Origin of the sequence: Staphylococcus sp. GDY8P85P, from assembly GCF_017892405.1 — a bacterium.
GTDB lineage: Bacteria > Bacillota > Bacilli > Staphylococcales > Staphylococcaceae > Staphylococcus > Staphylococcus borealis.
The window spans coordinates 1-13,809 of sequence record NZ_JAESLA010000070.1 but is presented as its reverse complement, the minus strand read 5'-3'; the positions used below and the strand labels follow the sequence as shown (position 1 = coordinate 13,809).

General features: G+C 33.3%; 6 protein-coding genes. 3 read left to right on the top strand and 3 right to left on the bottom strand.

The window, feature by feature from the left end; genetic code table 11:
• Positions 1-69: 69 nt before the first annotated feature.
• Positions 70-1,965 carry a P-loop NTPase fold protein gene (locus KA828_RS12215; RefSeq protein ID WP_210126305.1) on the top strand — a complete coding sequence of 632 codons (1,896 nt, stop codon included), beginning with the start codon at positions 70-72 and terminating at the stop codon, positions 1,963-1,965.
• A gap of 116 nt (positions 1,966-2,081) precedes the next feature.
• Here KA828_RS12215 and KA828_RS12210 read toward each other — a convergent pair whose 3' ends face one another.
• From KA828_RS12210 to KA828_RS12200, 3 genes are all read right to left on the bottom strand, one after another.
• A complete protein-coding gene (locus tag KA828_RS12210) occupies positions 2,082-3,233 on the bottom strand; it encodes a restriction endonuclease subunit S (protein ID WP_204193845.1) in 1,152 nt (383 codons plus the stop codon).
• Positions 3,226-4,782: a type I restriction-modification system subunit M gene (locus KA828_RS12205; protein WP_210126304.1), complete on the bottom strand. Its 1,557-nt coding sequence runs from the start codon at positions 4,780-4,782 to the stop codon at positions 3,226-3,228. The genes KA828_RS12210 and KA828_RS12205 overlap by 8 nt, the downstream gene beginning before the upstream one ends.
• A 120-nt stretch (positions 4,783-4,902) precedes the next feature.
• Positions 4,903-7,689: a type I restriction endonuclease subunit R gene (locus KA828_RS12200; protein WP_204193849.1), complete on the bottom strand. Its 2,787-nt coding sequence runs from the start codon at positions 7,687-7,689 to the stop codon at positions 4,903-4,905.
• A gap of 460 nt (positions 7,690-8,149) precedes the next feature.
• On the opposite strand from KA828_RS12200, the gene KA828_RS12195 reads away from it, so the two are divergent.
• Together KA828_RS12195 and KA828_RS12190 are read left to right on the top strand one after the other, a co-directional pair.
• Positions 8,150-10,297, top strand: a complete 2,148-nt coding sequence (locus KA828_RS12195) for a hypothetical protein (protein WP_204193851.1) — start codon at positions 8,150-8,152, stop codon at positions 10,295-10,297.
• Positions 10,298-10,402: 105 nt separating this feature from the next.
• Positions 10,403-13,519, top strand: coding sequence for a choice-of-anchor I family protein (locus KA828_RS12190; RefSeq protein WP_204193852.1), 3,117 nt, complete (start codon positions 10,403-10,405; stop codon positions 13,517-13,519).
• Positions 13,520-13,809 lie beyond the last annotated feature (290 nt).

Genomic DNA, 13,809 nt, shown 5'->3' with positions numbered 1-13,809 from the left:
ACAGGAGTCTGGACTTGACTTGATGAATTAAAACTAGATAACGATGTAAAAAACTTTGTAGATAAATATATAAATAGCAATTATAAAGGAACAGTACTGTTAAATGGTAGATGGGGAATAGGAAAAAGTAGTTTTATTAATTTAGTTGAAAATAACTTACTGGAAAATGAAAGCAATAAATTATCTAAAAGAAAGTTTATAAGATTAAATTTTTGGGACAATGTAAATATGGAAAGTTTTTATTCCTATGTATATTTACAAGCATGCCCAATAAAATTTTGGGTGATTAAATTTTTACCACTAGCTTTGGTGGTTGTTCTTGCAACCTTTCAATATATAGTATCTCTTTGGAAAAATATTAGCCCATTTAATACTGTAAATATCTTAATGTGGTTAATTGCCTTTTTAATTAGTAGTATTCTTACGTTTGTAAAAGATAAACTTTCGATAGAAAAAATATTTCAATATTTATGTCGGGGATTTATAAAAAAACGTGTACCTATATTTATTATTGATGATTTTGATAGAATAGATAATCAAAATAGGCAGATTTTATATAGTTATATTTCAAGCATAAATATATTTGAAAATTCTTTGATTATTGTACTTGGAGATTATGAAAGAATAATTGCTGATATCGATGATTTATTTGTTCAAAAAATATTGAATAACATTCAATATATGCCAGATAAAACAGATTCTTTTAATGTTTGGAATTTTGTAAATAATGAGATAGAGAAAATAGTTCCAATTGAAAAGTATAATTCAGACAATACTTTAATTATGAATATAGTTAGAGATATATTCATAAATGAAAAGAGGACATTTCGAGAAGCTAAACAATTACTTAATTTATTTAAATATCATTATGAAGAGAGAAGTAATACTAATATAAATTATAGCGAATTATTGGCTATTAGTTATATATATCAATTCCATCAAGTAGAATATAATTTTATAAAAGAAAATTTAGATATAATATATAGTAATGATTTAGAATTAGAAGAAACATACGTAAAAAGAGACAATAAAATTTTAATTCAAAATGTATTTGAAAAGAATCGACTGAAAAGTGATTATAAATTCACGTCCTTTGTGTATAATCTTTTTCATAATGAGAATTATACAGAGCTCAATTATCCATCAATATCTAAACAAATAAATTTTGTTATTTATAAAATAGAAAGCAATCAAACCTCAATAATAACAAATGAATTTGTTCATAATTTTATAATTTCTGATATTGATGAATCAATACAAATTGTAAATGAGAATAATGATGAATTAGAAAGGTTTTATTATTTTTTAAGTGATAGTTTTTTAGACCAAAATGTGGTTAAAGATAGAAATTTATATACTAATTTAATGGGAAAAATGGCCTATCTCTCTGAAAATGATTATAATAAAAAATTTAGATATGCTGATTCGTTAATTTACAAATTAATTACTAATCTAAGAGTGAAGTTTGAAATGGAACCAGATAAACAATATTCAGATATCATAAAAGTTAATAATAATATAGATGTTTCACAAAAGTTAGACTTACTACCTAAATTTGTGCCTGCTAGATCGGACGAACTGCAAGAGAAACAAATAAAGTTAGTAGTTGAAACACTTGAATTTAATTCTATAGATATTAAAAACTGTTCAAAACCTAACATAGTTTTTTATTTATATACTTATTATTATGAATATATATCAAAGCATATAAATATTGATACAGATTTATTTGAAATTTTTGAATTTAATAATGAAGAATTAGCTGGTTATATTAATAAAAATTTTGTGAGAATAAGTTTAAGAAGTGACGGCAAGAAAAGAGAAATTAGATTATATGAAATATGCTTTAATGACGAATTTAAGAAAATGTTTATAAGTAAAATAGATGAATTAAAAAACAAGAATAAACTAGATGAAGATATAATACTGAGCACTAAAAAATTATCTTTATCTGAATATATGTAATCATCACGGTGAAAAATTATTTTACCAAGTTGAATATAAAAAGTTAGCTTTTAAATATGTGGCTAACTTTTTATATTTTTGGGAATTTTAGTTAACATAATAGGACTTTATCAGAATTACACAAACATCTTCTGTAAGAGTCCTTGTTTGCGTTGTTTTAATAATTCGACTTTTGAAGACTGTTTTTCAATTAGATAATCTAATCTCTCTAAAAAATTTCCTATTTTCACTTGTTCTTTAATTGATGGCACACTGATTATAAAATTTGAAAGCACTGTTTTAGTAATTGTTTTAATAGTACCTCCAGGAGCTTTTTCTTTTTCCTTTAAAAATAGTAAATAAAGAGCATATTTAAAATAGTTCTTGTTGATATCTATTTTAAAAGAGTTAATTAGTAACAACGTCCTATCAATATATGCGTCATATTGTAAAATAGCTACACGCCCTATACTTCCTTGTAAAGTGACTACAACATCACCTTTATATCCTTTAACACTCTTCGGTTTTGCTAAGTCACTAATTCTTTGTTTCGTTTGTTCATGTAATTTCATATTTTTATCCACATCAACAACTTGAACAAATGGTTCGCCATTTAATTCATCATACCACTCTTTATTTCCATAAGGTTGTGGGAATGAACCTCTTCTATAATATGCTATCTTATCTAATTTCTTCATTTCCCAATTAGAATAATAACATCCATTATCATCTTTAAATCTTAATTCCTGTGAGAATATTTTTTGTATATATCCTTTTTTCTGTTCTTCAAGCAACTCAAGTTTCTCTTCTTCTAACTCAATCTGGCGATCGAGTTTGCTAAAAAATTTGCCGATTTTAATTTGTTCTAAAGTGGGAGGTATTTTACATTTAACTTTATTTATAGTTACTTTACTCAAACTAGGAACACCAGTGGATTCATCATATTTTTTCCAATTTATTTTTTTAAATAAGCTTAATATAAAATATAAATTATTTTTATTTAAGGGAGTGCAATAAAATAACGTGTCTACAGTCCAAAATGGACCTTTTAATAAGAATGGTTTATTGATAGTACCTTTTCGTCCAATTCCTATAGCATCATTTTCATATAAATAATTAGAAACACTTAGCATGTAACCTCCTGTTCCATAAACTGGATATGTACCTGAGTTTAGATGTTTGTAGTCTTTTCCTGAATTAACTTTGATTACATCTTGAAGTTGATAGTCTTTCCACTCATCATCAAACTCTGGAAATCTGAGTTCTGGAGTATTTTGTGGTTCAGTCATGTTTTAACACTCCTAGTTCTTTGAGGTATTCGTTGATTTCTGATTCTATCTCAGCGATTTCTTTATCGATGTCTGCGAGTTGTTGTTGGACTTGGTCTAGATCGATTGGTTCTTCTTCTTCAAATGTGTCAACGTATCTTGGAATATTGAGATTATAGTCGTTTTCTTTAATTTCTTCTAAAGTTGCTATGTAGCTGTATTTATCAATGGTTTCTCTATTGCGGTAGGTTTCAACGATTTTGTTGACGTCTTCATCGGTAAGATGGTTTTGGTTTTTACCTTTTTCAAAAGATTGAGAAGCATCAATAAACACAACGTCGTCATTTGCTTCACGACATTTCTTAAATACAAGAATGCTTGTTGGAATACTTGTACCGAAGAATAGGTTAGCTGGCAAACCAATAACGGCATCTAAGTAATTCTTCTCTTCAATTAAATATTTACGAATGGTACCTTCTGCTGCACCACGGAATAATACACCATGCGGTAAGACTACGGCCATAGTGCCATTGTCATCTAAGTGGTAAATCATATGTTGAATGAAAGCGAAATCGGCTTTAGATTTAGGCGCAAGTTTACCATAGTTACTGAAACGTTCATCATCTAAGAATGATGGATCAGCACTCCATTTCGCGCTGTATGGTGGGTTAGCCACAACGGCATCAAAGCGTTCTTCATGAACGGCAGGACTTTCAAGCGTATCGTCATTCTCAATTTGGAAACGTTTGTAGTTTACGTCATGTAATAACATGTTCATTCGAGCTAGGTTGTATGTCGTACTATTGTATTCTTGACCATAGTATTGACGCACTTTAGCTTCTGCACCAACACGAAGGAGTAAGGAACCAGATCCACACGTAGGGTCGTAAACGCTTTTTAAGTCTTGCTTTCCTGTTGTAACAATTTTAGCTAAGATTGTAGATACTTGTTGAGGTGTATAGAACTCACCAGCTTTTTTACCTGCACTCGCTGCGAATTGGCCGATTAAGTATTCATAGGCATCACCAAGCATGTCGATTTCAAGGTCACTATGTACGAATGGTAGTGTTGAAATTTGAACCATTACTTTTGAGATGAGTTGTGTACGTTTTGCGTTTGTATTACCTAGACGGCTTGATGTTAAATCCATGTCATCGAAGAGGTGGATAAAGTCATCTTCACTTTCGTGACCACGTGTAGAGTTTTCAACGTTTTTCACGGCATTGCTTAAATCTTCAATTTGAAATGTTTGTTTTTCAATTTCTTTAATTAAATTACTAAATAAGTATTGAGGTTCAATGACAAAACCAATACGTGCGATTAATTCTTTCTCAACGATAGGTTTATAGGTATCATTATTCATTGCTTCTTCATATGAGATACCATCTTCTTTAAGCAAGTCTGAAGCGATTTCTTCATTCTTCTCACTTAAGAAACGATAGAAGATTAAGCCTAAGATATAGTTTTTGAATTCATTTGCGTCCATGTTTCCGCGTAAGTCATTGGCGATGGACCATAACTTTCTCTGCAGATCAGCTTGTTGTTGACGTTGTTTTTCTGTCGTTGACACTGATGTTTCCCCCTTAATAAAAATAGTTATATTGTTTGATATATTGTTTTCTTTTTTATATGTTATTTCTTATTTTAAATCACAAATTAAAATAAGTTAAGCGGGAAACCGCCTAACTTATCAGTTAGCTGCGCCATATTTTTCACTTGTCTCTTGAACGAAGGATTTGACGTTTTCAATCTTCCGGGTACGTACCAGTAAGCCACCTGTAATACCTTGTTCAACAACTGTATTATCCAATTGTCCGCTGAATTCATATTCATTAATGACTTCTTTAAGTAGTTCGACTGGATATTCTTTAGAGTCTGCGAAGTCTTGAATTTCTTTTTCTTTGACCTTTTCTTCGAAATTAAAGTAAGCATCTTCAACAACGGCATCTTCATCTAATTGAGGAATGACTTTATCTAAGAACTCTCTAATTAATTCGGCTTTGAGTCGAAGTTTATCGTCGTCAGCTTTATCTAATAATTGTTTAATTTGATTACGCACGCGCTCAGTTTGTTTTTTATCAGTTAAGTCGATATTGTTAAGAAGGTCTAAGATGTATTGAACATTGATTAAATCATTTCTAAGGACTTCAATTTTAAAGTCAATATCTTCTAAAACAGATGTCTTTTCAGTAGTATTGGTTGCTTTGACTTGATCATAAATATTGAGATATTTACTCTTATAATCTTCGTACGTTTGTTCATCAATACCTACCACATCTGTTGTGAAATAGAATTCGTCGAATGTTTTAAGTCGTTGCATAATACTCGCTAGGGCACGATAAATCATCACAAATTGATACTTGTCTTCTTCACGCTCTAAGTCATCTACACTATCTGGCGTTGGGGCAAGTTTGAATAATTGTTCTAACTCTGACTTGAATTGTGACAATATGACATCAAATGATGGACTTAATACGGTATCTGTATCGTTTGTTTGTGAAAAGAGCTCAATGGCTCTATCTGTACTGTCTTTCAAATTTCGATAACAAACGATATTACCATAAGGCTTTGTTTCTTTCTCAACACGATTTGTACGTGAGTAGGCCTGGATTAAACCATGATATTTCAAGTTGCGATCCACATATAGCGTATTTAACTTCTTACTATCGAAACCAGTTAGGAACATATCGACGACAATAAGGATATCAAGACGTTCGGCTGGGTTACCTTGTTTCACACGTTTAGAAATGTCATTAAAGAACCCATCGAATGAATCGAGTGAATAATTCTTGTCGAAGGTTGCGTTATAGTCTTTCATTATTTCGGCAAGTTCATCTTTAGTATGCTTATTATCCGTCTGTTGTTTACTATCTTCATTCGCTCCGTAAGTAAAGATGGTAGAAACATTTAAATCATGTTTGCCTTCTTCTTTGAGTTGTTTGAAGATTTTGTAGTATTTAATTGCCATCGGTATACTTTGTACAGTGAAGATGGAAGTATACATTTGATTACGCGTCTTCTTATGATGATTATCAATCATATGTTGAGCTACTAATTTAAGACGGTCGTCAGCCATCCACAATTCATTTTCATCGATATTAGCGACATAAGTATCGTCCATCTCGTGTAATTCCCGCGCAAATGTACTGATATATTCCACTGAGAAACCAAGTACGTTGCCATCACGAATCGCATCTTTGATGAGGTAGGTGTGTAAACACTTTTCAAAAATATCTGCAGTCGCACGCCCATCTTGACTTGAATTCTCTTCAAAGCGAGGCGTACCAGTGAAACCGAAATATTGAGCGTTAAGGAAATGTTGTCTAATAAGACGATGCATTTCGCCAAATTGCGTGCGATGACATTCGTCTATGATGAAGACGACTTTATCTTCCTTATATTTATCCATCACTTTAGCACCAGTCTTAACCGCATTGGACATCTTCTGAATCGTAGTAACAATAAGTTTCTGATAAGGATCATCAAGCTGCTTCAAAAGTTTATGTGTATTAACTGTTAAATCAACTGAATCCATTTGGAATTTATTGAATTCGGCGAGTGTTTGACTGTCTAAGTCTTTACGGTCTACAAGGAAGATGACCTTCTTAATGCCAGGATCTCTAGATAGAATTTGACTCGTTTTAAATGATGTCAGTGTCTTACCACTACCAGTTGTATGCCAAATGTAGCCATTATTATTTGTTTCGGTAGCACGATTAATGAGTGCTTCCACTGCGTATACCTGATAGGGACGAAGCGCCATTAAAAGTTTATCAGTTTCGTTTGTAATCATATAGCGACTAATTATTTTGGCCACGCGACAACGGTCGAGGAAGTCTTGGATAAATTCTTTTAAATTGTTAATTCGACGATTGTCTTTATCGCTCCAATAGAACATAAAGCTTTTGAATATTTCTTTGTCACTATTTGCGTAATAACGTGTTTCCTTCTTATTACTTACAACAAATAATTGAATGAAGCGGAACAAGCCTCTGTAATTGTGTTTACGGTAACGTTCAATTTGATTAAACGCTTGTGTAATCGCAATACCGCTACGTTTAAGTTCAATTTGAACAAGTGGTAGACCATTAATGAGAATCGTCACGTCATAGCGACCTTTATATTTATCATCGACTGATACTTGATTCGTAACTTGGAATTTGTTTTGACACCAATGTTCCGTATCTAAGAAATATAAGTACACCTTTGACTCGTCATCTCTTTCAAGTGTGTAACTATCACGTAATTGCATTGCACTTTCAAAGACACTCTTGTCACTAATGTCAGTCATCAAACGTGCAAATTCTGTATCAGTGAGTGGTTTATTATTAAGTTTGTCCATATTTCGTTCATTTAAAATTTGACGGAAATTATTAACCAATTGGTCATGATCTCTTAAGATTACTCTTTCATAACCTTGAGATTCTAGTTGCTTAATCACTTCATTCTCTAACGCCAATTCACCTTGATAACTCATAACATCACCCAGAAAATAGTATTTGGTTTAAATATAGCACAAGAGAATGAAGTGTTGTATAAAACATGTAGAAGTAGAGACTTAAAATTTTAATATTGGTGTGAGTTGAGTGGGAATTTAAGCAATTATAAATCACATTTAGATTGATGGTGTAGATATTCTTGATATAAATAGTCTTAGCTTGCAAGTGAATAGGGTTTGGCTAAAAAAGATATTAAAGACAGATAGTTTATTGAGAAATAATATTATTATCAAATCTGAATTAATGAAAATGATTTTTTGCAACTTATTATAGAAATTAAAATAACGTTAAAATATAATAATGAAGTAATTATTAAAAAATATTAAAGGGAGATAAATTATGGGGTTCTTTGGGTTTTTACTTGTTATTGCATTAAGCGTATTGTTATACAAGAAAATGAAATTACCGCTAGCATACTCGATAGTGTGTGGACTAGGAATGATGTTTGCATTATATATCATGTTAATTATTCTATATGCAATAAGCTTTAAAGTTTTGGTCATTCTTCTATTAATCGCTGCTGGAGTAATCTTTTATGTTTATAGAAAGAATATTTCTGATTGGAAGCAAATTAAACCAGTTATTAATGATGTCATTGAATTTTCAAATCAAATTGAAAATCAAGCACTTAATGGAGATATGATTGGCGAAGATATTCCAGTTAATAGAACGGAATATTTTAATATGGGAACGGAAAATAATATTTCTGAAGATGTATTTCCAGTTATATATAATGCAAAACCTGCTAAAAATGAAATGAAATTTATGGAGTATGGATATTTAATTACAACAAATGAAATAGTACTGAATAGACAAATTAGAAACAAAAATTCTGATGATAAAACAGATAAATATACAAATGAAAAAATTAATATACCGTTTCAAAATTTATTTAAGCAGTATCGCATTGGTAAGACATCTTTCTTACTCTACTATAAAGGGCCTAATTTAATTATCAAAGATTTACCAGACACAATTGCGATTAAAATAAACTTTATTATTGAATCTGGTTGGTCAAAGGTAGTAAATGAAGTTTTAAGTAAAAAATTATACACTGAGACAGAAGTTAATGAAGATGAACAAGTAGAGAAATTAGAAAATGTTTTTGAGAAAAATAAGAGAAATGTAAATATTGATAGTTTTTCAACTTCGGCAAGCAATGCTCAATTTTCAAATATTAGCATACAAATGAATGAAGATTTAAATCGTTCTCAAATAAATGCGAGATTTAGTGAGAGTGGGGATGGAGTAAAAGCAAAAGGTTATGGTGTAGTAGGGGAACACGCTGGAACGGCATTTGATAGAATGAAATTTAAAAATGCTGAAGGATTAGGATATGATAATTCTAAGAATGGTGCAGATAGAATAGTTAATGGAAAATTGATTCAAACAAAATATTATAAAAAAGCTTCAAATAGTGTTAATAGTGCCTTTCATAACGTGGATAAACATCAAACGGCTAAGTATACATATGAAATTAATGGTGAAAAAAGAATGATGATTTTAGAAGTCCCTAAAGATCAATATTCTAAAGCGCTTGACGAGATGAAACGAAAAATCAAAGGTGGAGCAGTTCCTAATGAAAACAATCCTGAAAATGCGTATAAATATCTTAAAAAAGGAGCTCTAACTTATAATCAAGCTCATATTGCTCAAACAAGTATATTTGATAGTAAAAAGCATTCCGTTTACTTAGATGCAAATGGTCAAAAACAAACTGCAACTTTAGCTCAAAAACTTAAATATTCGGCAGGGATAGATTTTATACATGGTGCTAGTACAGCAGTGCCAGGTGCAATTGTATCGAGTGTTTGGATTTATTGGACATGTAGAACTAGCGGACTAGATACTAAAGAATCTTTTAAAAAGGCCAGTATTTCATTTGTTAAGCCGATTGCTTATAGTGGGTTTACGTTTATGATTGCTTCACAATTTGCTGGAAGCCAAGCAGGTAAGAAACTTGGAACAACATTAATCAATACTAAAATAGCAAGTAAATTTGCTCAAAACACTTCTAAGAATGCAACTAAGGCGGTTACAGGTGGAACGTTAGTTGCGATAAATGTAGCTGTGATGTTTGGACCTGATGTATATAACGTATTGAGAGGTAGAATTTCGCAAAAACAACTTATTAAAAATACTGTAGCCACAGGAATTGGCTTGTCAGGTGGTATAGCAGGAGGAGCAGCGTTTGGTAGTATGTTTTTCCCAGGCATTGGTACAGTTATAGGAGCAACTATTGGTGGGACTATTTCTACATTTGCGGCGAAAAAAGTAATGGATTCTTTTGTAGAAGATGATGCAGTACAAATGTTAAGAATAGCTAAAGAAGAATTTATTGAAAATGTAATTATGTGTGGTGTTTCCAAAGAAGAATTTGAATATATACTCAATGGAACGTTCTTACATAAGAATTTTAATAAAATGCTCAAATTAATGTTTGCAGCTGAATCACCAAGAGAATTCATAAGAGAAATATATAATACTTTGTTAATTGAAGTATTTGAGAAAAGACAGGGACCAGACGACTCAGAAATTATAGCACTTATTGAAAGCATATATGATGACAGTCAAGGTGTAGCATAGAGAGTGAATATTTTACCATTTCTTTACTCACTCCCAATAATCCATAAATATTCCTCTTGTAAGATGGTGGTGTATACACTTTTATCTTACAGGGGGATTTTTTTAATGGATAAGAAGCAGTTTGGGAATAAGCGTGAGGCGTATTCGATCCGTAAATATTCAATCGGGGCGGCGTCTATTCTAGTTGGGAGTTTATTATTTATAGGTGGGGGTCAAGCGTATGCTGCGGAAAGTCATGAGGTGAACACTTCTGAAAAGGTTTCAACGGAACAAACGCAATCAACCGAGGAACAACCGAGTCATGAAGCCTCAACGCAACGTGTGGAACAACCACAAAACAAAGCGATAGCAACACAAGAAATTCAAACTAAGGAAGAAGCATCTACTGAACAAGTACCGTCTCAAGAAGCGGATACAGAGGAAGATAAAGCGATACATAATGAGAATCAAAGTAGTAATCAAACAGAACAAGTAACTAAAGAAACGACACAACTAAGTAAATCATCTAATGATGTAACAACATCTCAAACACCAACTACACAAGAACAACCTAAAACAGAACAATCACAAGTTCAAGAACAACCTCAACATGAAACCAAAAAAGCATCATCACAAAACAATACGCAAGAAGCACCTACACAAGAAACTAAAAAATCAACGCAACCAGCGACTAACTTCAGACAAACAAAAAAACGTCATACGACACAACAATCTAACCAAAATGCACATTCTGATGTATCTCAAAATGCCGTAACATCAACTGAAAAAGTACGAAACTCAAATGTAGCACGTACGAACGCACACCCTTTTTCAAAAGAAACGCAAATGAATAAAGTAACGGCTACAGAAGAGCGTGATGTCACAGTTGCGGATGTGCCTAAATCACAACTGACGCATATGTCTTCGCAACAAAAGCAAGTGCTCTTCAATGCGTTACAACGTGATGCGAACGCGCAAGATCAACAACCGAAAGCAATCCTTTCTATAACACCTGAATGGACATCGGCACAACGTACAAAGAATGCGTCTCGCACTGGTCAAGATCAATTGAACATCACGCATACAGGACGTTATACAAGTGGTGCGGATTTCGATAAGGGTGGAACCGAAATTGTGAAATACAATCCAAAGAATGGCTATGCGTATTCTGTAAATGGCGATAAAGAAGCATTGGATATTATTGATGTAAAACATCCTGGAAAGGATGGCACTATTAATTTAGTGAAGCGCATTTATCTACAAGACAATGGAATTGAAGCGGGTGATTTAACAAGCGTGACGGTACATCCGAGTGGAGCGTATGTTGCTGTGTCGGCGCCAGCAGTGGATAAGACGAAGCCTGGGCATGTTGTATTTTATGGTTCAAATGGTGAATATATCAATAACGTGACGGTCGGCAGTCTACCGGACATGGTCACTTTCTCTAAAGACGGTAAGTATTTATTAGTAGCCAATGAAGGGGAACCAAGCGACGATTACACCGTCAACCCACCAGGTTCTGTGTCAGTGATTGATGTAACGAATGGTCCTGAAAATGTAACTGCGAAAAATGTGCGTACGGCGATGTTTACGGAAGAACATCAGAAAGGTATTCGAGCTTTAGGACCTAATGCGGAAGATGCCTATTTGAATATTGAACCAGAATATATTGCGGTTGATAGCCAAAGTAAATATGCCTATGTCACGTTACAAGAAGTCAGTGCCATTGCGAAGGTTGATATCGCAAAAGGGCAAATCGTCCAAGTGAAAGGGTTACCGTATAAAGACCATTCACTTGCCCAAAATGCGATGGATACGTCTGATGAAGATGGTAAATCAGAATTGCGACGTGTGCCTGTATTAGGGTTATTGCAGCCAGATGGTATCGATACGTATGACTATAATGGTGAAACCTATTTATTGATCGCAAATGAAGGCGATTCGCAAGATTATGAGGGTTATTCTGAGGAAAAACGTGTGAAGAAATTGAAAGATGATATTCAATTGGATGCACGTTATTATCAAGGCTACACGCAAGCAGAACTAGATGATATGGTGGAGAATGGCTTGTTTGATGACGAACAATTGGGTCGTTTGAAAGTCACGACGTCACATGCGTTCAAAGATGCCAATGGGAAATACAATGCGTTGGTATCATATGGTGGTCGTTCATTCTCTATCTTAAGAGCCTCTGATTTGGAAATGATTTATGACAGTGGTAATGATATTGAGCAACGCGTTTTAGACTTATTGCCTGAACGCTTTAATGCTAATTATGAAGCTGCTGATGACATTAAAGTAGATGACCGTAGTGATGATAAAGGTCCTGAAGCTGAAAATGTGGTAGTTGGTAAGGTAGGTAGTCATTCATATGCCTTTGTCGGTTTAGAACGTGTGGGTGGTATTATGATTTATGATATTACAAACCCAAATGAACCGTATTTTGTGAAATATTTATACGACCCAGATAATAAAGATATTTCACCTGAGGGCATCACGTTTGAAAGTGCTGAAGACAGTCCGAATGGTAAACCAATGTTGATTGCGTCATTTGAGTTATCTGGCACAACATCCGCTTGGGAATTAGAAGATTTAACAGGTGATCAAGAAAGTGATGATGGAGAAGATAGTGATAACCCGGGAAATACTAACGGGGCGTCTAAAGATGATTCAGTTAACCCTGCTCCTGAAAATGAAGCACCAAATACAAACCATGACGTAGATAATGGCGAACATCCTAATAACGGAAACGATACTTCAAGTATCGAAGAAGGCAATCATGCTTCTGATGATAATAATGGAAATGATGAGGGCTTAGAACCACCTTATGAAGTCGGTGGTGACATTGATGAAGATGATAGTGACGCGATTATCTCAAATCAAGAAGATAACAATGCACAGTCACATAAAGAAGTAGAGAATAAAGGTACCTCTCACAATATGAATCATAGTGTCCATAACAATTATCAAGAAGAAAGCAGTGATCAACAAACAACAAAATCTAAAAATCATAACTTGAGTGTGATAAGTACTCAATCTCCAAGTCATCATGAAGTGATAACTAACCATGCAAGTGAAGTATCTGATAAGGTGAACCATTCAAATACTTTGAGTGACAACGTAACAAAGGCACTACCAAAGTCAGGTCAAACTGATACAAACACAACGTTATGGTCAGTACTTTTAGGAGGCCTAGGCCTTGCATTAATTAAAAAACGCAAAACGTCAAAATCTGAGAAATAATGCTTCAGAGAGCGAGGCTGGGACATAAATAATATAATGAAGCTATTTTGCAAGTTCGCAGTAGCTGACTGAACTGAGAAGGCGCTTAAATCAAGCTTTTCTCAGTTCTAGTCATCCTTGCGGGCGGGGCCCCAGCAAAGAGAATTTCATCAAGAAATTCTACAAGCAAAGCAAGCTGGGAGTGGGGGCCCCAGCAAAGAGAATTTCATCAAGAAATTCTACAAGCAAAGCAAGCTGGGAGTGAACGACAAATTTAAAAGAATTCTGTCCCACTCCCTACATAGTGGAGA